Genomic DNA, 24,294 nt, shown 5'->3' with positions numbered 1-24,294 from the left:
TTGGTCGTGGTCGTCGTGCTGGTGCTCGTGGTCGTCGTCGTGGAGCTGCTGGTCGTCGTGCTGGTCGAGGACGACGTGCTCGTCGACGTGGTGGTGCTGCTGGACGTCGAGGTGGAGGTGGACGAGCTGGTGGTCGTCGACGTGGTGGTCGACGTCGACGTGCTCGACGACGTGGTCGTGCTGGTGGAGCTCGAGGTCGAGGTGGACGTGCTCGTCGAGGACGACGTGCTGGTCGACGTCGACGTGCTCGACGACGTGGTCGTGCTGGTGCTCGTCGTCGGTATGCAGGACAAGGTCGTGGTGGTGGTCGGAGGCGGATCCAGACGCGATGGCACGCAGACTTCCCGGCGGTGGATCAACTTCGCCTTGTCGGCGCCGAACTGGTTCTGGGTGAACGCCGTCACGGTGCCGAAGCCGGCGTCCGATCGGGGGCGATAGCAGAGGAGATCGTCGAGACGCGTCGACGCGGTCGGGTCCTCGTCGTTCTTGTTCGCGGGCAGGCACAGGCGAGTCGGCTTCACGAGGTCGACGACGACGGTCTCGATCGCGTCGGTGATCGTGACACCGACGACGGGCGAGAAGCCCTCCGACGGGCGCACCCGGTAGCACTGGAAGTGGTCGACGAGCGGTGGAACGAGCGGCGACGGCGCGGTGTCGAGGCTCGCCGCCGTCGGCACCATCAGCAGATCGGGGCGGAGGACGTCCACCGTGGTCGTTCCGAACTCGTTCACGACCCGGCGATCCTCGAGGCGCCGGAACTGCTGCCGGACCGTGTAGCCCACGAGGAACTGGTCGGCGCCCGGTGCGGGCGGGCTCGTGGCGATCGGGGCGCAGAAGCGATGGGGGGACCGTGCGGGGTAGGCCAGCGTCCCGAAGAAGTCCTCGACCGTCACCGGCACCAGCGGGAAGTCGCCCGGCTTCACCTCGTAGCATTGGAAGCGACTGAGCGGGACGTCGCAGGCGTCGCCGAAGCCGTCGCTGTCGGCATCGGCCTGGTCCGGATTGGCGACGGCCGGACAGTTGTCGTTGGCGCTGCAATGGCCGTCGTGGTCGGGGTCTCCCCCTCCCCCGTCGACGCAGACGCCGTCCTTGCAGACGTCGGGGCTGCAGCACAGGTCGGCCGTCGCGGTGCAGGCAGTGCCGTTGGGGAGCCCGGCGCAGGCGTCCGTGGCGCGAGCCTGGGGCGCGCCGATCAGCAGGGCCAGCAGGGCCACCGCCGCGCCGCTGCCGATCATGGAGGTGAGCATCCGGTGGTGTCGTACGTGCCGGGGAAGTCGTTGTCGACCGAGCCCCGTACGGGCCGCGGTCCCTCGGCGCTCTCATCCCACGCGCGGCGTCTTCGCGCTACCGCAAATGCCTTGACGCCTGACGGATCACGTAGGGATCGATCGTGGACTCGCGGGGGCGGCCCGCCGGCGAGCGACGGCATGAACGACGCGGCTGAACAGCGGATCGAGCACCCCCTTGTGCAATCCGGGCTTCCTCCGCCGCCCGGCTCGCGTGGGAGAAAGCAATCGATGAGCCAAGAACTACAGGGGAATCAGCACCTTCCGGGCGTGCGACCACGTGCGCCGTGACGGATCGGCAGGCACGCCTGCCGCTTTGTCAGGCACGCCGCCCGACCGCCGGCCGGCGCGCGTCACGGCGTGCAGCTGCACACCGTCCGGCACCGATCGAAGCCGTGGTTCAGCTTGTTCAGCGTGGTCGCGATGTCGGCCTTCGTGAGGCACGGGTCGATCATCGACAGCGGGATGCCGCGCAGGGCCTGGTTCGCCAGCGACAGCAGGTTGTTCACGGTCGTCGCGTTGCTGCGGATGCACTGCGAGATCGGGAACGGCCCGATGCGACCGCCGAGCGCGTCGCAGGTGCAGAACGAATCCGGCAGGCCGTAGCCCCCCAGGCCGGTCGGGTTCGCGCCCGAGTTCGACAGCGCCACGCTGAGGCTGAGCGCGATCGTCTCGCCCGCGAGCGTGCCGGCGCCGTCGCCGCCCGATCCGGAGCCGATCGGATCCGGAACGTCGGAGAGGCCGTTCACGACGAGGTCGCCGGGGCACGGCACGGGCATCGGGTTCCCGCAGAGCACGTTCGGGGTGCCGCTCGTGGGCAGGAAATGGATGAGGCCGAGCTGCGTGTCGATCGTGACCGACGCCCCGGTGCCGGGCGCGCCGATCGAGATCGGGAGGATGCCGGGGTTGTTCGTGATCCATCCCTGCCCGCCGTTTGCGACGCCCACGTTCGAGCCATAGCCCTCCTGGGGGAGCGTGCAGAACAGCGCCTCGCCCGTACAACCGGGAATGGGCGCGTACGTGCAGCCCGTCGCGGGATCGCACGCATCGCTGGTGCAGAAGTCGCGATCGTCGCAGACGACCGGCGGCGTCTTGCACACGCCCTTGGCGCACTGGTCGGGGCCGGTGCACGCGTTGCCGTCGTCGCACGGGGTCTCGTCGGGCTTGGCCTCGCTGCCGCATCCCGCCTGCGGGTCGCAGGTGGGAATCTGGCACTGGTCCGTCGTGGTGCAGACGAGCGGCGTGCCCGGGTGGCAGAACTGATGCGACACGTCGCAGGTCTCGACGCCGTCGCAGACGTTCCCGTTGTCACATTCGCTGTCGCCGTTGGGGCACGCGCACCCCGGGCTCGGGACCGTCACGGGGGAGTGCAGGCAGCCGAGGATCCGATCGCAGGAGTCGATCGTGCACGGGTCGCCGTCGTCGCAGTCGAGGTCGGGCTGATCGGTGCAGATGCCGCCGACGCAGAGCTCCCGCCCGTCGCACTTGTTGCCGTTCGGGCACGCGGTGCCGTCGGGCGACGTGTCGTGGCGGCACCCGATCGCCGGATCGCAGGTGTCGGTCGTGCATGGCTTGCCGTCGTTGCAGAAGGGCGCCGTCCCGGGCACGCACACGCCGCCCGGACCGCAGGTCTCGAAGCCGTTGCATGCGTTCCCGTCGCTGCACTGCGGGTCCGAGCTGCAGCAGGTGGGGAGGCGGTCGTGGACGCACCCGGAGGCGGAGTCGCACGAGTCGATCGTGCAGGGATCGCCGTCGTTGCAGCCGAGGACGATACCGCCGCAGGCGCTGCCCGTGCACACGTCGCCGGCCGTGCACGCGTCGCCGTCGTCGCAGGCCGATCCGTTGCCGACGTGCGTACAGCCGACGTCCGGGACGCAGCCGTCGGTGGTGCAGCCGTTGGCGTCGTCGCAGTCCACGCGATCGCTCACGCACATGTGATCGATGCAGCGCTCGTTCGTGGTGCACAGATCCGTGTCGGCGCACTCGGCGTCGACGTTGCAGCAGTCGGGAACCGGCGTGTGGACGCAGCCGAGCTGCGGGACGCACGTCTCCGTCGTGCACGCGTTGGCGTCGTCGCAGTTGAGCAAGGTTCCGGGCTGGCACGAGCCGCCGCCGCACGTGTCGGCGACCGTGCAGCCGTTGCCGTCGTCGCACGGGAGGTCGTTGTTGGTGAACGTACAGCCCACGGCCGGCTCGCAGCCGTCGTCGGTGCACAGGTCGTTGTCGATGCACGTGATCGGCGTTCCCGGAACGCACTGGCCGAACGCGCTGCACAGCTCGTCGCCGTTGCAGACGTTGCCGTCGGGGCACGGCGTGCCGCCCGGCGCGAACTTGCACGCGATGCAGCACGGGTTGCCCGCCGGCCCACCGTCACACTGCTCGCCGGCGTCGACGATGCCGTTGCCGCACACCTCCAGCGTGAAGCTGTCTCCGAAGTCCGAGCGAAGGTTCTTGGCGATGAACTGCCCGGTGTAGAAGCCGCCACGCCCGAAGCGCAGGAGCGCGTTCGGAGCGTAGAACACGCCGAAGATCTTGCTCTTGTGGCCGAACTTCACCTGGTTGCCGGCGACCCCGACCTGGATGTCGGTAGCCCCGAACGGGGCGTTCGCCTCGGGACCCACGACCGAGCCCGGATTCATGCGGAAGCGTCCCATGACGACCACCTGAACCGGATCGTGGGCGAGGATCGTCGCCTTCCGGCCGCCCTTCACGTCGGCGAAGCAGTAGCTGCCGCCGGAGAGCGTGAGCGTCGCGCCGTTCTGGATGACCAGGGACCCGTAGGATCCGGGCCCGAGCGTCATCGACTGGTTCTTCACCACCGTGACGGGCGCACCGCCGGGCACGCACGACGGCGCGGCCGGCAGCGGGGTGATGAGCGGGACGGGCGACCACGCGATCGGGCCCAGGTGGCGGACCGTAGCTCCCGCCTGCGCCAGCGGCGAGACGACCGTGTTCGCGAACAGGTCGTACAGGCTGCTCTGCTTGCCGGCGCGCGACAGGACGTCCGCCACGACCGCGCTGTTGTTGGCGAAGAACGACTTCCGGCCCCACGACATCGTGCCGCCGGCGTTGTTGACCCCGACGTCGCCCACGTTCGTGAAGGTGAACTCCTTCATGTTGAGCGTGTCGATGCCGATCAGCACGTACGTGGACGCCACGCGCGATGGGGACTGTGCGAGGACCGCGCTCGCGCCGAGCGCGAGACACGCGAAGAGCGCCGGGGTGAATCGCATGCGCCGTCGGATCATCTCGATCTCCTTGACGTCCGTGTTCGTGGAGAGGGCACCCGTGCATACCGCGCCTAGAATGGCGCTGGCAATGGCGATTTTGCTGTCTGGACGGCAAACGCCCAGGCAACTGAGGTACGGCGGGGGCGGCGCGCGGCGTCAGTCGAGGTCGATCTGTCGCAGCACGCGCACGTAGTAGTCGATCCCCGACCACACCGCGACCGCGAGCGCGATCCACAGGAACCGCATGCCCGCCGCGTGGAAGTCGACGACCATGGTCGTGCCCGGGATCGCGTACGGGTAGTGCACGAGGAGCCCCGTCAGCGCGAAGATCTGGAAGATCATCTTGTACTTCCCGAGCTCCTGCGCCGGGACGACGACGCCGCGTTGCGAGGCGATGCCCCGCAGTCCCGTCACGGCGAACTCGCGCAGCACGATCACCACGGCCATCCATCCCGGCACGCGCGGGTCGGGCGGGACGGCCGCCAGCATGATGAGCACGGCCGCCACCAGGAGCTTGTCGGCGAGCGGATCCAGGAACTGCCCCAGCACGGTCGTGCTCTGCCGGCGTCGCGCGAGCCATCCGTCGAGGTAGTCGGTGATGCAGGCGACGATGAAGAGGCCGGCCGCGACGGCGCGGGGCACGGGCCCCGGCCACATGAGGACGACGACGACGATGGGAACCAGCGCGATCCGACACAGCGAGAGCAGGTTCGGAAGCGCGGTCACGGCGGCCCCGCGGCCTACCTGATCAGTGAGTGGCGGAGGTGATGTAGACGATACCTGGGCCACCCGGACGCTCCCGGCGATAGTTCTCGCGGTAGCGCCTGACCCGCTGCACGTATTCGCGGGTCTCGGCGATGTTGGGAATCCCCCCCGCCTCTTCCACTCGCTGGTGACCCGCATTGTAGGCCGCGACCGCGAGGTCGACGTTGCCGTTGTAGCGGTCGAGCAGCCACTTGAGGTGCCGCACCCCACCCTCGATGTTGTCCCGCGGCTTGAAGACGTCGTGCACCTGGTGCTGCGCCGCGGTCGCCGGCATGAGCTGCATGAGGCCCTGCGCGCCCTTCGGCGACACCGCGCGGTGGTTGAAGCCCGACTCGGCCTTGATGATCGCCTTCACCAGCGCGTAGTCGACGTCGTACACGCGCGCCATCTCGCGAATGAGCGGGTCGAACGCCTGGTTCGTCGATCCGGGCGGCAGCCGCGAGGGACTCATCGGCGACACCGGCAGCGGACGCGGCGCTTCGCGCACCATGAGGCGTGCGGCGCCCTGGGAGGGCGCGTTGGTGATCATGATCGCACCCGTCTCGGGGTCGCGCATCGAATAGATGTGCGCGTGGGCCGGCCCGACGCCGAGGAGCACCCCCAACGCAGCCACCACCCATCCCCCGCTCCACGCCCGCCGTGGTCGCATCCCTTCGTCAAGATACGGGCCGCCCTCCTGAAGGTCAATCGAGGACGGCGCGCCGCCCTTGACCCAGCGACCGCCCTCCGCGAAGGTTCCGGAGCCGTGGCGGTCCAGACGGAAGTCCTCGTCATCGGCAGTGGCATAGCCGGTCTCACGTGCGCGCTCCAGTGCGCGGCATTCGGCCCCGTCGCCGTCATCACGAAGGACCGCCTGCCGGAGAGCTCGAGCCAGTACGCGCAAGGCGGCATCGCGTCGGTCTGGAGCCCCGAAGACAGCTTCCAATCGCACACCGAGGACACTCTCGTCGCCGGGGCCGGCCTCTGTCACCGCGACGTCGTCGAAACGGTCGTGCGCGAGGGCCCGGCACGCGTGCGCGATCTGATCGCGCTCGGCACGAACTTCGACGTGCGTGGGGACCAGGAGGATCGCGAGTACGACCTCGGGCGCGAGGGCGGCCATTCGCACCGCCGGATCCTGCACGCTCTCGACGCGACCGGGCACGAGATCATCCGCGCGCTCTCGGAGGCGGTGCGTGCGCACCCCGCCATCCGGATCTTCGAGAACCATCTCGCGATCGACCTGCTGCTCGACCGCTCGGGACCGACGCACGAATGCTGGGGCGCGTACGTCTTCGACCTGTCGACCCGTGCCGTGCACCGCTTCACCGCGCGCGCCACGGTCCTCTGCACGGGCGGCGCCGGCAAGGTGTACCTCTACACGTCGAATCCCGACGTCGCGACGGGGGATGGCCTCGCAATGGCCTATCGGGCGGGCGCGACGGTCGCGAACATGGAGTTCTTCCAGTTCCACCCGACGTGCCTCTACCACCCGGACGCCAAATCGTTCCTGCTGACGGAAGCGCTCCGCGGCGAGGGTGCCGTCCTGCGCCGTCCGAACGGCGAGCCTTTCATGGCGCAGTACGACGAACGCGCCGAGCTCGCACCGCGCGACATCGTGGCCCGCGCGATCGACCATGAGATGAAGGCGCGCGGCTTCGAGTGCGTGTACCTCGACATCAGCCACAAGCCGGCCGACTGGATCCGCGACCGCTTCCCGACCGTCCACGAGCGCTGCCTGCGCTTCGGGTTCGATCTGACCAAGGGCCCGGTTCCGGTCGTCCCCGCCGCGCACTACGTGTGCGGCGGTCTCTCGACCGACCTCGACGCCCGCACGTCGATCCCGCGGCTGTACGCCGCCGGCGAGGTCGCGTGCACGGGGCTCCACGGCGCGAACCGTCTGGCGTCGAACTCGCTCCTGGAAGGCCTCGTGTTCGGCTACCGTGCTGGACGCCACGCGCTCGGCCGCCTGCGCGAGGACCGCCGCCAACCGCCGGCGCTTCGCCCGTGGGATCCCGGTCATGCCGTCGACAGCAACGAGTCCGTCGTCGTGCACCAGAACTGGGACGAGATCCGGCGCTTCATGTGGAACTACGTGGGCATCGTGCGCAGCGACCGGCGCCTCGAGCGCGCCCGCAAGCGCATCACCCTCCTCCAGGACGAGATCCGCGCCTACTATTGGGACTTCCTGCTGACGAGCGACCTCGTCGAGCTGCGAAACCTCGCCACCGTGGCCGAGCTCATCATCGCCTGCGCCCTCAGCCGCAAGGAGAGTCGTGGCCTGCACTACACGGTCGACCACCCGGACCCCGATCCCGCCTGGACCCACGACACGATCGTGCGGCGCCGCGACGGCGAGGAGCCCGAGCTGCTGTCCGCGCGCAGCTAGTGCGATGCCCTCCGCGTTGACGTGATCCTGCGCGCCTGCCGCGCTCTTCGCGTCGGCGCGCATGCTGCACGCGGCGGTCGTCGTGGTTTCGAGTCCTCGACCGACTCGGTATACTCGGAGGGACTCGAGCAAGGATGTCCGGCGTGCTCGCGCAGCGGCCGGATGGAGGTGGACGATGCGGATGCTGAAGGTGCTCGCGATCGGTGTTGCGGTCCTCACGCTCTCGGCCCCGGGGTGGGCTCACCACGAGGACGGCGACGAGGAGGGCGGCGGACGCTTCAACGCGTCGCTCGTTCCGTCCGGCGTGACCGATCCCGCAGCCGTCCCGCAGGGGATCGCGCGGATCAAGATCGAAGCCCAGGACGGCGGCGAGGTGAAGATGAAGATCGGCGGCCTCGTCGATTCCGCCGGCGCACCACTGACCCTCACGGGTGGCGGCGTCCTGACGATCGCAGGCGTGCTGAACGGCGCACCGTTCGTCCCGGCGTCGCCCTTCCTGCCCATCGACATCAAGGACGGTCGAGCCTGCTTTCGCGGCTCGCTCGGCCTGGGCGTGGGCGACGTGCTCGAGATCACCAAGGTGACCCTGGTGGTCGCCAATACGACGACGTTCGTGCCCGGCGTGCTCGGCGACGGCAGTAGCTGCGATCACGGCGAGGGCGACGGCGATCAGGGAGACGACGAGGGAGACCACGACGGCCTTGCCCGGCATCACCATGGCGACCATGGCGACGGCGAGTCCGAGAGCAACTACTCCTCGTCACTCGTCGCCGACTCCGACCCCGGTGACTGGAGCTTCGACTCGGCCGGCAGCGCGTTCGTCCAGATCAGCCCGCACGGCACGGTACGGGTCCGCCTCCGCGGCGTCATCGATCCCACCACCATGCTACCGGCCAGCGGCGACGTCACGGCCACGGTCGCAGCAACCAAGGGCGGCGCCACCTTCGCCATCCCCCCGGTCGCGTTCTCGCTGACCGACGGCGCGGGCAGCGGACAGGGTACGTTCCCCGCCCTGGCGGAGGGCGAGATCCTCGAGATCCAGAACGTGACGGTGAGCAACGCGGCCGGCGCCTTCGCGGTCGTGGGCGTGCAACTGCCGGGGAGCAGCGACGACGACGGCGAGCACGACGACGAGGACGGTGACGGCGTCACCGACGATGGCGACACGTGTACGGCGACCCCGCCGAGCGCCGTCGTCAGCGGCAGCGGGTGCAGCCTCGGGCAGCTCTGTGGCTGTCCCGCCAACCGGGCCGAGCTGCGCGCGTGCCTCAAGGCGGCGAAGCAGGCGATCAAGACGCGCGTACGGGCGGTCTGCGCCGGGCGACAGAGCTGTCGTATGCAGGTGCGTCGGCTTGGGCTGCAGATGCGGCAGGCCCGACACGCCTGCCGGTAGCCGGGAAGCGCGCCCTCCGAACGAATCGCCAGGCGCCCGACCCGAGGCGGCTCTCGGGTCGGGCCCTCAGCGATCGCGCGCTTCGAACAAGTGGAGCTGGCGCACTCGCGTGTCGTCGCTGAGGGCCACCGGGTAGTTGCCGGTGAAGCACGCGTCGCAGAAGCCGTTGCCCTCACCGCCGACGAAGCCGTACATCCCCGGAATGCTGAGGTACGCGAGCGAATCGGCGCCCAGGAACCGGCGGATCTCCTCGAGCGACTGTGACGACGCGATGAGCTCGCCCTTGGTCGGCGTGTCGATCCCGTAGTAGCAGGGGTTCGTCGTCGGCGGCGAGCTGATGCGCATGTGCACCTCGCGCGCGCCCGCCTGGCGGATCATCATGACGAGCTTCTGGCTCGTCGTGCCGCGCACGATCGAGTCGTCGACCACCACGACGCGCTTGCCGGCCAGCACCTCGCGAAGCGCGTTCAGCTTCACCTTGACGCCGAAGTGCCGGATCGAGCTCTGCGGCTCGATGAAGGTCCGCCCGACGTAGTGGTTGCGGATGAGCCCCATCTCGAAGGGGAGCTTCGCCTCCTCGGCGTAGCCGATGGCGGCGGGCACGCCCGAGTCGGGTACCGGCACGACGATGTCGGCCGGGACGCCGCTCTCGCGCGCGAGCTGGCGGCCGAGCGCCTTGCGGACGTCGTAGACGTTGCGGCCGTAGACGAGGCTGTCCGGCCGCGCGAAGTAGATGTACTCGAACACGCAGTGATGGCGTGGCGCCGCCGGGAACGGCCGCACGGACTCGATGCCGCGCTCGCCGATCATGACGATCTCGCCCGGCTCGATCTCGCGCTCGTACTTGGCCCCGATCAGGTCGAACGCGCAGGTCTCCGACGCGACCACCCATCCGTCGCCCACGCGGCCCAGCACGAGCGGCCGGAACCCGTTCGGGTCGCGCGCCGCGATCAGGCGGTCTTCGGTCAGGAACGCGAGCGAGTAGGCGCCCCGCACCTGGGCGAGAGCGTCGACGATGCGCTCGAGGAGCGTCGCTCCGCTGGAGGCCGCGATCAGGTGGATGATGACCTCGGTGTCCGACGTCGACTGGAAGATCGACCCGCGCTGCTCGAGCTTCTCGCGCAGGGCCTCGGCGTTCACCAGGTTGCCGTTGTGGGCGATCGCGAGCGCGCCTTGCGCCCACTCGACGACGAAGGGCTGGCAGTTCTTCAGCACCGTCGATCCCGCCGTCGAGTAGCGATTGTGGCCGATCGCCAGCCGTCCCTCGAGGCGCCCGAGGATGTCCTGGTGGAAGATGTCCGCGACCAGCCCCATGCCCCGATGCGCGATCAGGGCCTCGCCGTTCGACGCCACGATGCCCGCGCTCTCCTGGCCCCGGTGCTGGAGCGCATAGAGGCTGAGATAGACGAGCGTCGACGCCTCCGGATGTCCGTAGACGCCGACGACACCACACTCCTCGTGGAACTTGTCCACCATGGCTCCGCGACAGGAAGTCTACCGCACCCGCCCCGCTTCAGCCACCGACGCGTCGCTCGAGCGCGCGCCGCCACCGCTCGCGCGCGGGCTCGATCGGCAGGTCGACGAGCCCGTCGATGGCGACGCTGTGGCCGCGCACCTCGCCGAGGACCGTGCACGGGACGTCCTCCTGGCGGGCCAGCTCCTTCAGCTGGTTGACGCTCTTGCGACGCACCGAGACGAGCATCCGCGACTGGCTCTCCCCGAACAGGAGCGCGTCCGTACGCATGCCGCCCTCCAGGGCGACGCGCGCCCCGAGCCGCAAGCCACCGAAGCAGCACTCGGCGAGCGCGACGGCGAGCCCGCCTTCGGCCACGTCGTGGGCCGAGCGCAGGAGGCGCTCCTGCACCGCCGCCAGGACGACGCGATGGAGGCGCCGCTCGGCTTCGAGATCGATCCACGGCGGCGTACCGCGCGTCTGGCCGTGCATCACGGCCAGGTACTCGCTGCCGCCCAGCTCCTCGCGCGTGCGGCCGAGCAGCACGATGGCGTCGCCCTCCGACTTCCACCACGGCGTCAGGTACTGCTCGACGTCGTCCATGACGCCGACCATCGCGATCGTCGGCGTGGGCGGAATGTTGCGACCCTCGGTCTCGTTGTAGAAGCTCACGTTCCCCGACACCACCGGCGTGCCGAGCGCGAGGCACGCGTCGCGGATGCCGGCGATCGCCTGCTGGAACTCCCACATGATCTCGGGGCGCTCGGGATTGCCGAAGTTGAGGCAGTCGGTGAGCGCGAGCGGCCGCGCGCCGACGGCCACGCAGTTGCGCGCCGCCTCGACCACGGCGATGACCGCGCCCACGTAGGGATCGAGTCGCGTGTAGCGACTGTTGCAGTCGACGGCGAGCGCGAGCCCGCGCCGGGTGCCCTCGACGCGCACGACCGCGGCGTCGCCCCCCGGGCGCACGACCGTGTTGCCGCCCACGAACTGGTCGTACTGGCGATAGATCCACTCGCGCGAGCAGAGGTTCGGGCTCTCGAGCAGGGCCTGGAGCGTCTGCGTGCAGTCGGTGGGCTCGCGCACGGCCCGCAGATCGAGCTGCTGCACCTCGTTCAGACGCGCCGGCTCCTCGGCCGGCCGGCGGTAGACGGGTGCTGCGTCCGTGAGCGCGCCGGCCGGGATGGCGCAGACCTCCTTGCCGTGCCACCGACAGCGCCAGACTCCGTCGTCCGTCAGGCGCCCGATGGCGACCGCCTGCAGGTCCCAGCGGCGGAAGATCTCGGCGATCGCGTCCTCGCTGCCCTGCTTCGCGACGAGGAGCATCCGCTCCTGCGACTCGGAGAGCAGGATCTCGTACGGCGTCATGCCGTCTTCGCGCAGCGGCACCTGGTCGAGATCGATCACCACGCCGACCTCGCCACGCCCGGCCATCTCGACCGAGCTCGACGTGAGGCCCGCCGCCCCCATGTCCTGGATGGCGACCACGTGCTCCGTCCGCATGAGCTCGAGGCATGCCTCCAGGAGGAGCTTCTCGGTGAACGGATCGCCCACCTGGACGGCGGGCCGCTTCTCCTCGGCGAGCGCGTCGAGCGACGCCGACGCCAGAAGGCTCGCGCCGTGGATCCCGTCGCGTCCGGTGCGCGATCCGACGTAGATGACCGGGTTGCCCGGCCCCGCCGCCTTGGCGCGGAAGATGCGGTCGGCGGGCGCGATCCCGAGCGTGAACGCGTTCACCAGGATGTTGTGGTCGTAGGCGGCGTCGAAGGCGGCGTCACCGCCGACGTTCGGCACGCCGATGCAGTTGCCGTAGTGTCCGATCCCCGCCACCACGCCGCGGGTCAGAAACGGGGTGCGCGGGTGGTCGAGGCTCCCGAAACGCAGCGAGTCCATGATGGCGACCGGCCGGGCGCCCATGGTGAAGACGTCCCGCAGGATACCGCCGACTCCCGTCGCCGCGCCCTGGAACGGCTCGACGAACGACGGGTGGTTGTGGCTCTCGATCTTGAAGATGGCCGCGAGCCCGTCGCCGATGTCGACGGCGCCCGCGTTCTCGCCCGGCCCCTGGAGCACCTGCGGCCCCGTCGTCGGGAGCTGCTTCAGCCAGTGGCGCGAGCTCTTGTACGAGCAGTGCTCGGACCACATGACGCCGAAGACGGCGACCTCCTCGAACGTGGGCGTGCGCCCGAGCAGCTCGACGATCTTCGCGTACTCCTCGGCCGTCAGCCCCTGCCCGACGGCCGTGTCGACCGTGACGTCCGGGCGGGTCACGGGCCGGAGACGACCGAGGGCTCGCGGCGCGGGACGCGGGCGCCGCGGCCGACCCACGCCTGCACCGAGCGGAAGAGCTTGAGGCCGTCCTCGCAGCCGACGAGCCGCTCGCTCGCGTGCTCGGGGTGCGGCATGAGCCCGACGACGTTGCGCCCCGCGTTGCAGACGCCGGCGATGCCGTTGAGCGAGCCGTTGGGGGTGCTCTCGGCCGTCACGCGGCCGCTGCGATCGGCGTAGCGGAACACCACCTGGCCGCGCTCTTCGAGAGCGGCGAGCGTCGCCTCGTCGGCGACGTAGCACCCCTCGCCGTGCTTGATCGGGAGCGACAGGACTTCGCCCGTCCGGCAACCGTACGTGAGCGCCGTGTCCGTCGTCTCCACCCGCACGTTCACGATCTCGCAGATGAACTTGAGGCTCCGGTTGACGACCAGGGCGCCGGGCAGCAATCCCGCCTCGCACAGGATCTGGAAGCCGTTGCAGGTGCCGAGGACGACGCCCCCCTGCTCCGCGTGCTGCTTCACGGCGTCCATGATCGGCGAGCACGCCGCCATGGCTCCGCAGCGCAGGTAGTCGCCGTACGAGAAGCCGCCGGGCAGCACCACGGCGTCGCAGCCACGCAGGTCGCGCTCCTTGTGCCACAGCGCGACCGCGTCGTCGCCGAGCACGCGTCCCGCCACGCGCAGCACGTCCCGGTCGTCGTTCGAGCCGGGGAAGACGACGACGCCCCACCGCACGGCTAGCGCGCCTCCTCGTCCACTTCGACCCGGTAGTCCTCGATGACCTTGTTGGCGAGCAGGCGCTCGCACATCGCGCGCACGCGCTCCGCGCCGGCGTCGCGGCTGACGTCTTTCAGCCGCATCTCGAGGTACTTGCCGACCCGGACGTCGCCCACCTCGACGAAGCCGAGCGCGTGCAGGCCCTGCTGCACCGCCTTGCCCTGGGGATCCAGGATGCCGCGCTTCGGGGTGACGTAGACCCGTGCCCGCACGCCCGCCATCACGCCGCGATACCGCAGATGCGGCGCGCCGCTTCCTGGTAGCCTTCCTCGACGTTGTCGAGGTCCTGGCGGAAGCGGTCCTTGTCGAGCTTCTCGCCGGTCTCCTTGTCCCAGAAGCGGCAGGTGTCGGGGCAGATCTCGTCGGCGAGCAGGATCTTGCCGTCGTGGCGCCCGAACTCGAGCTTCATGTCGACCAGCACGATGCCGCGCGCATCGAGGAACTCGCGCAGAATCGCGTTCACCTTGAGCGCGCACTGGTTCATGAACTGGAGCTCCGCCGGCGTCGCAAGGTGCAACAGGTCGATGTGTCCGTCGTTGATCAACGGATCGCCGAGCGCGTCGTCCTTGTAGTAGTGCTCGACGATCGGCTCCGGCAGCAGCTCGCCTTCGGCGCGCCCCAGCCGCTCCGCGAGGCTCCCCGCGACGATGTTGCGCGTGACGACCTCGATTCTCACGATTTCGCAGGCGCGGATCAGCATGTCGCGATCCGAGAGGCGCCGGACGAAGTGCGTGCCGACGCCCTGCTCCTCGAGCAGCTTGAACAGCACCTCGGACATGCGGTTGTTCAGCACGCCCTTGCTGGCGATCGTCCCGCGCTTCTGCGCGTTGAACGCCGTCGCGTCGTCCTTGAAACGCTGGATCAGCAGACCGGGATCGTCGGTGCGATAGACCTGCTTGGCTTTGCCTTCGTAGAGAAGCTCACGCCGCTCCATCACCCGTCCTCCAGAGCTCGCGCGAAGAGAGCGTCGATATGCCGGAGGTGGTGAGCGATGTCAAAGAGACTCGCGAGCTCGTCGGCATCGAGATGGCGTCGCACGTCGGCGTCGTCGCGCAGCCGCGCCTGCAGATCGCCGCCGGCGAGCGCGTGACGCTGGATCCAGCGATACGCCTGGTCGCGCGCGACGCCCTTGCGCACGAGCGTGAGCAGCACCTGCTCCGAGAAGATGGCGCCACCCATGCGCGCGAGGTTCGCGGCCATCGTCTCGGGGCGCACGTCGAGGTCGGCGACGACGCCCACGAGCCGTGCGAGCGCGAAGTCGAGCGCGATCGTCGCGTCGGGCGCGATCACGCGCTCCACCGACGAGTGGCTGATGTCGCGCTCGTGCCACAGCGCGATGTTCTCGAGCGCCGCCATCGCATAGCCCCGCACGAGGCGCGCGATCCCGCACACGTTCTCGGTGAGGATCGGGTTCCGCTTGTGGGGCATCGCCGACGAGCCCTTCTGGCCCTTGCCGAACGGCTCCGCGGCCTCGCCCACCTCCGTGCGCTGCAGGTGCCGGATCTCGAGTGCGATCCGCTCGCACGTCCCGGCGAGGACGGCGAGGGTCGTGAAGAAGACGGCGTGCCGGTCGCGCGGCACGACCTGGGTCGCGATCGGCTCGGGCACGAGCCCCAGGCGGCCCAGCACGGCCGCTTCGACCGACGGATCGTTGTTCGCGAACGTCCCGACCGCGCCGGAGAGCTTCCCGTGGCGGATCTCGTCGCGCGCGGCGGCGAGGCGTCGCCGATCGCGTCCCAGCTCGGCGTACCAGCTCGCGCACTTGAGCCCGAAGGTGATCGGCTCGGCGTGGATCCCGTGCGTACGCCCGATCATGGGCGTGTGCTTGTGCCGGAGCGCCTGGGCCTTCACGGCGCCGCGCAGGCGGTCGAGCTCGGCGAGCAGCAGGTCGGCGGCGTCGCGGAGCTGCAGCGCGAACGCGCTGTCGACCACGTCGCTCGAGGTGAGCCCGAGGTGCAGGAACCGTCCCTCGTCGCCCACCGTCTCGGCGACCGAGGAGACGAAGGCGATGACGTCGTGCTTCACCTCGGCCTCGATCTCCTGCATGCGGCGCACGTTGACGCGCGCGCCGGCGCGCAGGCGCCGCGCGGCGTCGACCGGCACCTCGCCGCGCTCCGCGAGGACGTCGACCAGCGCCAGCTCGACCGCGAGCCAGTGCCCGAGCCGCGTCTCGTCGGTCCAGACGGCCGCCATGGCGGGACGGGTGTAGCGCTCGATCATCGCGCCCCCGTGCTCCCGAACCCGCCGTCGCCCCGCGACGTGGGCTCGAGCTGCTGGACCTCGTCCCAGACGACGCGGGCGACCGGCGCCACGACGAGCTGGGCGATGCGCTCGCCACGACGGACCGCGACGGTGTCGGTGCCCAGGTTCACGAGCAGGACCTGTATCTCGCCGCGGTAGTCGCTGTCGATCGTTCCGGGCGCGTTGAGGATGGTCACGCCCGAGCGATTCGCGAGGCCGCTGCGCGGCCGCACCTGCCCCTCGAATCCGGGCGGGATCGCCACCGCGATGCCGGTCGGCACGAGTGCGCGGCCGCCGGGCGGCAGCGCGATCTCGTCCGTGTCGGCCGTGAGGTCGAGTCCGGCGGCGCCGGGGCTGTGGTAGGCGGGCAGCGGCGTACGCGGGTCGCGCACGCGCACGACGGCGACCCGCACCGCCGCGCTCATCCCACGAGCACCCCGGCGTCGAGCGACTCTCCCTTGAGGTTCCCGAGCACGGTCAGCGTCATGACGTCGGTGCCGAAGAGCCGCTCGGCGATGCGCACGACGTCGTCGTTCGTGACCGCGTCGAACCGGGCCGCGACCTCGCCGATGGGAACGTCGCGGCCGTAGTAGATCTCGTTCTTGGCGATCCGGCTCATGCGGCTGTCGCTCGTCTCGAGACCGAGCAGCATGCTGCCCTTCATCTGGGTCTTGGCGCGGGCGAGCTCCGCCGGTGCGAGACCGTCGCGCGTGACGCGCGCGAGCTCGGCGCGCACCGTCGCCACCACCTCGCGCGTCCACTGCGGGCTCGTGCCGAGGTAGACACCGAGGTAGCCGGTGTCCCGGTACGAGGTGAGGAACGAGTAGACGGTGTAGGCCTTGCCCTGTCGCTCGCGGATCTCCTGGAAGAGCCGCGAGCTCATGCCCCCGCCGAGGGCGAGGTTCAGGAGGTGCGCGGCGTAGCGATCCTCCTCCCCCTGCGAGAGCCCCGGCGTGCCGAGGCAGAGATGCACCTGCTCCAAGTCCTTCTCGTGCACCGCGAGACCGGCGCGCGGCGTGGGCGGCACGCCGTCGGGCGAGGGAGTGATGCCCTGGAGCGGCCCCAGCTGCGTCGCGACCACGTCGACGAGCGCGTCGTGGCGCAGATTGCCGGCACCGGCGACGATGATGCGATCGGGCCGGTAGCGGGCACCCAGGAAGTCGAGGAAGTGCGGGCGGTGGAAGCCGGACACGCTGGCGGCCGTGCCGGCGATCGGGCGCGCGAGCGGGTGATCGGGCCAGAACGCGAGAGCGAAGAGGTCGTGGACGTAGTCGTCCGGCGTGTCCTCGATCTGCGAGATCTCCTGCGTGATGACGGTCCGCTCGCGCTCGATCTCGTCCTCGGCGAAGCGCGAGTGCGTGAACACGTCGGCGAGGAGGTCCAGGGCGAGCGGCAGGTGCTCGTCGAGGACCTTCGCGTAGTAGCAGGTGTACTCCTTGCCGGTGAACGCGTTCAGCACACCGCCGACGGCGTCGATCTCCTCGGCGATCTGCGCGGCCGTGCGCCGCTCCGTCCCCTTGAAGAAGAGGTGCTCCAGGAAATGGGAGATGCCGGCCTGGTCGACGCGCTCGTACCGCGAGCCGTTCTCGACCCAGATCCCGACCGTCACCGATCCCAGGTCGGGAAGCTCCTCGGACAGAACGCGGATACCGTTGGGGAGGCGGGTGGCCCGCATGCCCTAACGGGTGGCCTCCTGGGCCTGCTTCATCGCTTCCTTGCGCGAGAGCCGGATCTTGCCCGACTTGTCGACCTCGAGGACCTTCACGTCGATGACGTCGCCCTCCTTCAAGACGTCCGAAACCGCGCGCACGCGCTCGTTGGCGAGCTGCGAGATGTGCACGAGACCGTCGGTGCCCGGCATGATCTCGACGAAGGCGCCGAAGTCGACGATGCGGCGCACGGTGCCGCGGTAGATCTTGCCCACCTCGGCCTCGGCCGTGAGGCCGCGGATGCGATCGAGCGCCTTCTGCATCGCGACGCCGTCGCTCGACGCGACCAGCACCGTGCCGTCGTCCTCGACGTCGATCTTGCAGCCCGTCTCCTCGACGATGCCGCGGATGGTCTTGCCGCCGGGGCCGATGAGGTCCCGAATGCGATCGGGCTTGATGTGGACGGTGACGATCCGGGGTGCGTGGACCGACAACTCGCCGCGCGGTGCCCCGATGGTCTTCGCCATCACCTCGAGGATGTGGACGCGACCCTGGCGGGCCTGCTCGAGCGCCTGCGACATCACCTCCTGCGTGACGCCGCCGATCTTGATGTCCATCTGCACGGCGGTGATACCGTCCCGCGTGCCCGTCACCTTGAAGTCCATGTCGCCCAGGTGATCCTCGTCGCCGAGGATGTCGGACAGCACGCGAACCTCGCCGCCCTCTTTGATGAGCCCCATCGCCACGCCGGCGACCGGCGCCTTGATCGGAACACCGGCCTGCATGAGCGAGAGCGTACCGCCGCACACCGAGGCCATGGACGACGACCCGTTCGACTCGAGCACTTCGGACACGACGCGGATCGTGTAGGGAAACGCGCTCTCGTCCGGGAGGACGGGCAGGATCGCGCGCTCGGCGAGCGCGCCGTGGCCGATCTCACGCCGGCCGGGGCTGCGCAGGAACTTCGTCTCGCCCGTGCTGTACGGCGGGAAATTGTAGTGCAGCATGAACTTCCGGTAGTACTCGCCGATGAGGGCGTCGATCTTCTGCTCGTCGGACGACGTGCCGAGCGTGGTCGCGACCAGCGCCTGCGTCTCGCCGCGCGTGAAGACGGCCGAGCCGTGCGCCCGCGGCAGCACGTCGATCTCGCAGGTGATCGGCCGGATGTCGGCGAGGCCGCGTCCGTCGATGCGCTTGCGGTCGTTGATGATCTGGGCTCGGACGACCTCCTTCGTGACCTTCTCGAGGAGCTTGCCGACCTGCTTCGTCTTCTCGGCGTCGCCGGCGCCGAGCGTGGAGATGGTCTCGTCGTGCACGGCATCGAGCGCCGCGTAGCGCTCCTGCTTGACGGTCTTGCCGAGCGCCGCGCGCAGCTTCGGCAGCGCGAAGTCGCGCACCGAGGACGCGAGCGCCTCGTCGACCGGCGGCGCGACGATCGTGCGCTTCGGCTTCCCGGCGCGGCTGCGAAGGTCGTCCTGCAGCGCGATGAGGGGCTGCATGGCCTTGTGGGCCCCGAAGAGCGCTTCGAGCACGTCCGCTTCGGGCAGCATCCGGGCGCCGCCCTCGACCATGACGATCGCGTCCCGGCTGCCGGCGACCACCATGTTGAGGTCGCTGTCGAGCAACTGCGAGACGGTCGGGTTCACGACCAGCTTGCCGCCGATGCGCCCGACGCGGACGGAGGCGATGGGGCCGTTGAACGGGACATCAGAGAGGGTGAGCGCCACCGACGCCCCGAGCATGGAGATGACGTCGGGATCGTTCTCGCGATCGTGCGAGAGGACGGTCGCGATCACCTGCGTCTCGCAGTTGAAGCCCTTCGGGAACAGCGGGCGGATCGGGCGATCGAGGAGGCGGGAGGTGAGGATCTCCTTCTCCGCCGGGCGCCCCTCGCGCTTGAAGAAGCCGCCGGGAATCTTGCCGGCCGCGAAGGTCTTCTCCTGGTAGTCACAGGTGAGTGGGAAGAAGTCGATGCCCTCCCGCGCGCTGCGGCTGGCGGTCGCGGTCACCAGCACGACGGTCTCGCCGTACTGGATCCAGGCGGACCCGCCCGCCTGTTTGGCGACCTTGCCGGTCTCGACGACCAGTGGGCGACCGTGGAACTCGATCTCGATGCGTTCGGACATGCGTCTCTCCCCGCGGCTTACACCGCAGCCATTGTTATTTGGCGAGCCGTTACGGGGAGAAGGAGGGGAGGCTTGCGCCCTCTACCCTACTTCCGCAAACCGAGGCGCTCGATCACGCTCTTGTAGCGCTGAAAATCGCGCTGACGCAGGTAATCCAGCATGCGGCGGCGCTGCCCTACGAGCTTGAGCAGACCGCGACGGGAGTGATGGTCCTTCTGGTGAACCTTGAAGTGCTCGGTCAGATACGTGATCCGATCGGTCAGAAGCGCCACTTGGACCTCGGGTGACCCCGTGTCCGACTCGTGGCGGCGATACGACGTCACGAGTTCCTTGGTGCGCTCCTGGAGCACTGCCATCCCGCCCTCTCCGATTCCGTTCTTTCTCGCTTCTTCCGTTTAGACGCGTGGTCGTAACATGCGGGTCCCGCGTTGTAAAGCGAGCCCGCCCCGATTCTCACCCCGCCGCGAGGACCCGCACCATGCGCCAACCCCGATCGGCGTCGGCGACCTCGATCACGGCCGCGACGGCGCCCTCCTGGGTCAGGACGAGCGCCGCCTCGCCCGCCTCGCCCTTCGGCAGGGCTCCGAGCGGCCCCTGCTGACCCCGCCGGAGCGTCGCCACGTCGGGGCCGGACAGCGTGAATCGACGCAGCCCCGCAAGCGCCTGTGGGATCCCGATGACGGGCCACGACGAGAGCGGCTCGCCGCGAAGGGCCTCCGGGGCCCGGGCGTCCTCGACGCGAAAGGTTCCGACCTGCGTGCGGCGGAGCTCTTCGAGGTGCGCTACCGTTCCGAGGGCCAGGCCGAGGTCGGCGGCGAGCACCCGGACGTACGTCCCTTTGCTGCACCGGACCTCGAAGTCGAGTGCGTCCGGCGCGACGAGGCGCAGCGCGAGGGCGTGGATCACGACCTCGCGCGCCTCGCGCTCGACCTCCATGCCCTTGCGGGCGAGCTTGTAGAGGGGAACGCCGTCGCGCTTGAGCGCCGAGTACATCGGCGGTGTCTGGCGCTGCGGGCCGCGGAAGCGAGCCGCGACCTCGTCCACCGCGGACTGCGTCAGCTCCGGGACGGGCGCGCGCGCGGTGACAGCGCCCGTCCGATCGAGCGTGTCGGTCTCGGCGCCGAGGCGAATGCGTCCCGTATAGGCCTTGTCTTCGAGGAGGAGGTAGCGGGCGACCTTCGTCGCCTCGCCCACGCACAGCGGCAGGAGCCCGCTCGCGAACGGGTCGAGCGTACCCAGGTGACCGATCTTCGCGGGCTCGAGCGGCCGCTTCAGCAGGCGAACGACGCCCGCCGACGTCATGCCCTCGGGCTTGTCGACGAGGAGGATGCCGTTCACGTCTCCTCGTCCTCCGACGACCCCGGCGTAGCCGAGCGCAGGAGGTCGTCCACACGTCGCGCCGTGTCCGGCGTGGTGTCGTACTCGAAGCGCAGGGTGGGCGTCACGCGCAGGCCGAGCGAACGTGCGACCCGTGCCCGCAGGAACGGGGTCGCATGGTCGAGGCCCTTCTGCACGGGCGCCACGTCGGCGGGGTCGCCCAGCACGCGATAGAAGACGCGCGCCTGCCGGAGGTCGGCCGTCATGCGCACGGCGGACACCGTCACGGTCGCGAGGCGGGGATCCCTCGCCTCGCGCTGGAGGAGCGACGCGAGCTCGGCGCGCAAGAGGTGCTCGACGCGCTCCCGGCGATGGTCGGCCATCCGTCCTCCGCCTCAGTAGTGCAGGAACTCGACCCGCTCCTCGCCCAGCTCGGCGAGCTGCAGGTCGTCGATGAACATCACCACTTCGCGCAAGCACCGGTCGACGTGGGGCTGATCGGGGCCGACCTGGCTCACGCCGAGGATCGCGCGCTGCCAGAGGTCGTGGTCCTCGCACTCGGCGATCGAGACGTTGAACTTCTGCTGCACGCGGGCCTTGATCGAGCGCAGAACGCTGCGCTTGCCCTTGAGCGAATGCGTCTCCGGCAAGCGAAGCTCGAGCCGCAGTACGCCGACCACCATGGCGGCGCCTCCCGGCGGCTACACCGACCGCTCGGCCGCTTGCGCGCCCTTGCCCGCCGGAGCCGCGAGCCGCCGCGCCACCTGCTCGACCTCGTACGGCTCGATGACGTCGCCGACCTTGACGTCCTGGTAGTTCTCGAAGCCGGTGCCGCACTCGTAGCCCGCCGCCACCTCGCGGACGTCCTCCTTGAAGCGACGCAGGCTCGAGATCTTGCCGTCGAAGACGACGATGTTGTCCCGCACGAGGCGCGCTCGCACGCCGCGGACGAGCTTCCCGTCGACGACGTAGCAGCCGGCGACCTGGCCGATGCCGCTGATCGTGAAGACCTGGCGGACCTCGACGCGGCCGAGCACCTTCTCGCGCTCCACGGGCTCGAGGAGACCCTCCAACGCTTCACGGACCTCGTTCAGCGCCTCGTAGATGATGGTGTACATGCGGAGGTCGACGCCCTCGCGCTCGGCGAGCGCCGCGGCCTTCGGCTCGGGCCGCACGTTGAAGCCGATGACGATCGCGTTCGACGCCGTGGCGAGGAGCACGTCGGACTCCGTGACGCCGCCGACCGAGCCGTGGATGACGTTCAGCCGGACGTCGTTCGTCGACAGGCGCCCCAGCGCCTCCGTCAGGGCCTCGACCGAGCCCTGCACGTCGGCCTTGAGGACGACCTTCAGCTCCTTCACGTCACCCGTCTGGATCTGGTTGTAGAGGTCGTCGAGCGAGACCTTGGCCGTCTTCGCCATGTCGGCCTCGCGCTGCTTGCCGCGGCGGTGCTCGGCGATCTGGCGCGCCTTCTGGTCGTCCTGCAGGGCCACGAACACGTCGCCGGCGTCGGGCACGCCACCCAGCCCCAGGATCTCGACCGGCATGGACGGCCCGGCCTCGTCGATGCGCTTGCCCTTGTCGTCGACCATGGCGCGGATGCGTCCGTACTGGACGCCGCACACGAACGAGTCGCCGACGTGGAGCGTGCCCTCCTGCACGAGCACGGTCGCGACCGGACCGCGCCCGCGGTCGAGCCGCGCCTCGACGATCGTGCCGCGCGCGTTGCGCTGCGGGCTGGCCTTCAGCTCGAGGACGTCGGCCTGGAGGAGGAGCATCTCCAGGAGCTGCGGGATGCCCTCGTGCGTCTTCGCCGAGACCGGCACGACGATCGTGTCGCCGCCCCATTCTTCGGGTGCGAGGCCGTAGTTGCCGAGCTCCTGCCTCACGCGTTCGACGTTGCCGCCCGGCTTGTCGATCTTGTTCACCGCGACGATGATCGGCACCTCGGCGGCGCGGGCGTGGTTGATGGCTTCGACCGTCTGCGGCATGATGCCGTCGTCGGCCGCCACGACGAGGACGACCATGTCGGTCACCTTCGCGCCGCGGGCCCGCATGGCGGTGAACGCCTCGTGACCCGGGGTGTCGAGGAACGTGACGGTCCGCCCGTGCACGTCGACCGTGTAGGCGCCGATGTGCTGCGTGATGCCGCCGGCCTCGCCCTCCGCGACGTTGGTCGCGCGGATCGCGTCGAGCAGCGACGTCTTGCCGTGATCGACGTGGCCCATGATCGTCACGACCGGGGCGCGCGGCACCGCTTCCCCGGCGACGCCTTCCTGCTCCGCCTCGAGGCTCTGCTCGGCGTCGAAGGCGACGTTCTCGACCTGATACTCGAACTCGCTCGCGACCAGCACGGCCGTGTCGTGGTCGAGCATCTGGTTGATGGTCGCCATCATGCCCATGTCGATGAGCTTCTTCAGGACCTCGCTGGCCTTGACGCCCATCGACTTCGAGAGATCGCCGACCGAGATCACCTCCGAGATGCGGATGATGCGCTTGGAGGCGCGCGGCGTCGTGATCTCCGGCTTCTTCAGCTCCTTGCCGGGCTGCGCCCGCTTCTTCATCGGGCGCTTGGCGCCGCGCGAGAAGTCGCGCTCCGCCATGCTGGCGAGGTCGTCCTTCTGGATGACCTTGCGTCCCTTGCGCTTCTTCGCCGCGTCGCCCGCGGGAGCGGTCCCGGGGGTCTCGGCCGGCGCGCCTCCCGGACGCCATCCCGGAGCGCTCGGCGGCGGCGTCGCCTTGCGGAGGTCGATCCGTCCGAGCACCTTCGGCCCACGCTGCTCCTCGAACCCGGGTGCGCTCGGCGGCGGTGGCGCGGCGGGTGTCTCGGCGACTCGAGCGGGCGCGCCAGCGGGCCTCGCCGTCTTCGCCACCGGCGGAGGCGGCGCTGCTTCGACGTGACGCGCGGCGGGCTTGGGCGGCGGGACGGGCGCGGGCGCCGGGTGGGCGTCGGCCACGACGGTCCGCGGCTCGGGCGCCGGCGAATCCGCGGGTGGCGGCACGTCGAGCGGCGGCGGAATGGGTTCGTCGAAGTCGAGCGAAGGCGGGATCGCACCGCCGCCCTCGGCGTCGGGCACGCCGGGGAGCTCCTCGCGCTTCAGCACTTCGCGTGCGACGCGACGGCGGATCACGTTCGCCTGCAGGCGCGTCTCGGTGGTCTGCTCGCGCGACGTCACCAGCCGCTCGACGCCCGCCTCGCGCTGCGTGACCAGACGCTCGGCCACGACGCGCTCGGCGCCGACCGTCACCTGGGGCGAGCGCGGCGCCAGGCCGAGAGTCTGCTTCAGCCGCTGCACCTCGTCCTCGGTGACGACGCTCTGCGAGCGCTTGCCTTTCAAACCGATCTGCTCGGCCGCGGCGACGACGGCCTTCGGCTCGACGGCCCACTCCTTCGCGAGCTCGTGGATGCGTTTGGACAT

Annotated in this window: 20 protein-coding genes; 2 read left to right on the top strand and 18 right to left on the bottom strand. The window is 70.0% G+C overall.

From position 1 onward, the window contains the following. The 4 genes from VMS22_07830 to VMS22_07815 form a co-directional block, all read right to left on the bottom strand. Window positions 1-1,247, bottom strand: a 1,247-nt coding sequence (locus tag VMS22_07830; protein ID HXJ33938.1) for a hypothetical protein, incomplete at its 3' end; no start/stop codon positions are given. A 392-nt stretch (window positions 1,248-1,639) separates the two neighbouring features. Then, window positions 1,640-4,534, bottom strand: coding sequence for a hypothetical protein (locus VMS22_07825; protein ID HXJ33937.1), 2,895 nt, complete (start codon window positions 4,532-4,534; stop codon window positions 1,640-1,642). A gap of 138 nt (window positions 4,535-4,672) precedes the next feature. Further along, window positions 4,673-5,242, bottom strand: coding sequence for a CDP-diacylglycerol--glycerol-3-phosphate 3-phosphatidyltransferase (pgsA, locus tag VMS22_07820; protein HXJ33936.1), 570 nt, complete (start codon window positions 5,240-5,242; stop codon window positions 4,673-4,675). A 22-nt stretch (window positions 5,243-5,264) separates the two neighbouring features. Continuing rightward, complete coding sequence (locus VMS22_07815; GenBank protein HXJ33935.1) at window positions 5,265-5,894, bottom strand: lytic transglycosylase domain-containing protein; 630 nt, start codon at window positions 5,892-5,894, stop codon at window positions 5,265-5,267. 132 nt (window positions 5,895-6,026) lie between these two features. Here VMS22_07815 and nadB point away from each other — a divergent pair, with 132 nt between their 5' ends. Both nadB and VMS22_07805 read left to right on the top strand, forming a co-directional pair. Then, window positions 6,027-7,649 carry an L-aspartate oxidase gene (gene nadB, locus VMS22_07810; protein ID HXJ33934.1) on the top strand — a complete coding sequence of 541 codons (1,623 nt, stop codon included), beginning with the start codon at window positions 6,027-6,029 and terminating at the stop codon, window positions 7,647-7,649. A gap of 175 nt (window positions 7,650-7,824) precedes the next feature. After that, window positions 7,825-9,042: a hypothetical protein gene (locus tag VMS22_07805; protein ID HXJ33933.1), complete on the top strand. Its 1,218-nt coding sequence runs from the start codon at window positions 7,825-7,827 to the stop codon at window positions 9,040-9,042. Window positions 9,043-9,108: 66 nt separating this feature from the next. Here VMS22_07805 and purF read toward each other — a convergent pair whose 3' ends face one another. From purF to infB, 14 genes are all read right to left on the bottom strand, one after another. Continuing rightward, the gene (gene purF, locus VMS22_07800) at window positions 9,109-10,518 is read right to left on the bottom strand and encodes an amidophosphoribosyltransferase (protein HXJ33932.1); all 1,410 of its coding nucleotides are present in this window, start codon (window positions 10,516-10,518) and stop codon (window positions 9,109-9,111) included. Window positions 10,519-10,555: 37 nt separating this feature from the next. After that, on the bottom strand, window positions 10,556-12,766 hold the full coding sequence (gene purL, locus VMS22_07795; protein ID HXJ33931.1) for a phosphoribosylformylglycinamidine synthase subunit PurL: 2,211 nt from the start codon (window positions 12,764-12,766) through the stop codon (window positions 10,556-10,558). Beyond that, entirely contained in the window at window positions 12,763-13,500 is a 738-nt protein-coding gene (gene purQ, locus VMS22_07790) for a phosphoribosylformylglycinamidine synthase subunit PurQ (protein HXJ33930.1), read from the bottom strand. Before purQ ends, purL begins: the two co-directional genes overlap by 4 nt. Before the next feature lie 2 nt (window positions 13,501-13,502). Next, window positions 13,503-13,763, bottom strand: a complete 261-nt coding sequence (purS, locus tag VMS22_07785; protein ID HXJ33929.1) for a phosphoribosylformylglycinamidine synthase subunit PurS — start codon at window positions 13,761-13,763, stop codon at window positions 13,503-13,505. Further along, window positions 13,763-14,476 carry a phosphoribosylaminoimidazolesuccinocarboxamide synthase gene (gene purC / locus VMS22_07780; protein ID HXJ33928.1) on the bottom strand — a complete coding sequence of 238 codons (714 nt, stop codon included), beginning with the start codon at window positions 14,474-14,476 and terminating at the stop codon, window positions 13,763-13,765. Before purC ends, purS begins: the two co-directional genes overlap by 1 nt. Continuing rightward, a complete protein-coding gene (gene purB, locus VMS22_07775; protein HXJ33927.1) occupies window positions 14,476-15,762 on the bottom strand; it encodes an adenylosuccinate lyase in 1,287 nt (428 codons plus the stop codon). Before purB ends, purC begins: the two co-directional genes overlap by 1 nt. Further along, window positions 15,759-16,208 carry a dUTP diphosphatase gene (dut, locus tag VMS22_07770; GenBank protein ID HXJ33926.1) on the bottom strand — a complete coding sequence of 150 codons (450 nt, stop codon included), beginning with the start codon at window positions 16,206-16,208 and terminating at the stop codon, window positions 15,759-15,761. Before dut ends, purB begins: the two co-directional genes overlap by 4 nt. Continuing rightward, the gene (locus VMS22_07765; protein HXJ33925.1) at window positions 16,205-17,458 is read right to left on the bottom strand and encodes a pitrilysin family protein; all 1,254 of its coding nucleotides are present in this window, start codon (window positions 17,456-17,458) and stop codon (window positions 16,205-16,207) included. The genes dut and VMS22_07765 overlap by 4 nt, the downstream gene beginning before the upstream one ends. 3 nt (window positions 17,459-17,461) lie before the next feature. Further along, the gene (gene pnp / locus VMS22_07760; GenBank protein ID HXJ33924.1) at window positions 17,462-19,558 is read right to left on the bottom strand and encodes a polyribonucleotide nucleotidyltransferase; all 2,097 of its coding nucleotides are present in this window, start codon (window positions 19,556-19,558) and stop codon (window positions 17,462-17,464) included. Window positions 19,559-19,644: 86 nt separating this feature from the next. Beyond that, the gene (gene rpsO / locus VMS22_07755) at window positions 19,645-19,914 is read right to left on the bottom strand and encodes a 30S ribosomal protein S15 (GenBank protein HXJ33923.1); all 270 of its coding nucleotides are present in this window, start codon (window positions 19,912-19,914) and stop codon (window positions 19,645-19,647) included. Between the two features lie 97 nt (window positions 19,915-20,011). Then, entirely contained in the window at window positions 20,012-20,896 is an 885-nt protein-coding gene (gene truB / locus VMS22_07750) for a tRNA pseudouridine(55) synthase TruB (protein ID HXJ33922.1), read from the bottom strand. Beyond that, on the bottom strand, window positions 20,893-21,258 hold the full coding sequence (gene rbfA / locus VMS22_07745; protein HXJ33921.1) for a 30S ribosome-binding factor RbfA: 366 nt from the start codon (window positions 21,256-21,258) through the stop codon (window positions 20,893-20,895). Before rbfA ends, truB begins: the two co-directional genes overlap by 4 nt. 12 nt (window positions 21,259-21,270) lie before the next feature. Then, complete coding sequence (locus tag VMS22_07740) at window positions 21,271-21,558, bottom strand: DUF503 domain-containing protein (protein ID HXJ33920.1); 288 nt, start codon at window positions 21,556-21,558, stop codon at window positions 21,271-21,273. 18 nt (window positions 21,559-21,576) lie between these two features. Continuing rightward, a complete protein-coding gene (gene infB, locus VMS22_07735; GenBank protein HXJ33919.1) occupies window positions 21,577-24,294 on the bottom strand; it encodes a translation initiation factor IF-2 in 2,718 nt (905 codons plus the stop codon).

The sequence above is a fragment of the Candidatus Eisenbacteria bacterium genome (genome assembly GCA_035577985.1).
Classification (GTDB): Bacteria; Desulfobacterota; Binatia; order DP-6; family DP-6; genus DATJZY01.
This window is presented reverse-complemented; position numbering and strand designations above follow the sequence as displayed.

Excerpts from the sequence above, each read along its gene's own strand:
- VMS22_07825 (HXJ33937.1), bottom strand. The coding sequence starts at position 4,534 with ATGATCCGACGGCGCATGCGATTCACCCCGGCGCTCTTCGCGTGTCTC.
- VMS22_07805 (HXJ33933.1), top strand. The coding sequence starts at position 7,825 with ATGCGGATGCTGAAGGTGCTCGCGATCGGTGTTGCGGTCCTCACGCTC.
- purF (HXJ33932.1), bottom strand. The coding sequence starts at position 10,518 with ATGGTGGACAAGTTCCACGAGGAGTGTGGTGTCGTCGGCGTCTACGGA.
- purS (HXJ33929.1), bottom strand. The coding sequence starts at position 13,763 with ATGGCGGGCGTGCGGGCACGGGTCTACGTCACCCCGAAGCGCGGCATC.
- purC (HXJ33928.1), bottom strand. The coding sequence starts at position 14,476 with ATGGAGCGGCGTGAGCTTCTCTACGAAGGCAAAGCCAAGCAGGTCTAT.
- purB (HXJ33927.1), bottom strand. The coding sequence starts at position 15,762 with ATGATCGAGCGCTACACCCGTCCCGCCATGGCGGCCGTCTGGACCGAC.
- dut (HXJ33926.1), bottom strand. The coding sequence starts at position 16,208 with ATGAGCGCGGCGGTGCGGGTCGCCGTCGTGCGCGTGCGCGACCCGCGT.
- VMS22_07765 (HXJ33925.1), bottom strand. The coding sequence starts at position 17,458 with ATGCGGGCCACCCGCCTCCCCAACGGTATCCGCGTTCTGTCCGAGGAG.
- pnp (HXJ33924.1), bottom strand. The coding sequence starts at position 19,558 with ATGTCCGAACGCATCGAGATCGAGTTCCACGGTCGCCCACTGGTCGTC.
- rpsO (HXJ33923.1), bottom strand. The coding sequence starts at position 19,914 with ATGGCAGTGCTCCAGGAGCGCACCAAGGAACTCGTGACGTCGTATCGC.
- rbfA (HXJ33921.1), bottom strand. The coding sequence starts at position 21,258 with ATGGCCGACCATCGCCGGGAGCGCGTCGAGCACCTCTTGCGCGCCGAG.
- VMS22_07740 (HXJ33920.1), bottom strand. The coding sequence starts at position 21,558 with ATGGTGGTCGGCGTACTGCGGCTCGAGCTTCGCTTGCCGGAGACGCAT.
- infB (HXJ33919.1), bottom strand. The coding sequence starts at position 24,294 with ATGTCCAAACGCATCCACGAGCTCGCGAAGGAGTGGGCCGTCGAGCCG.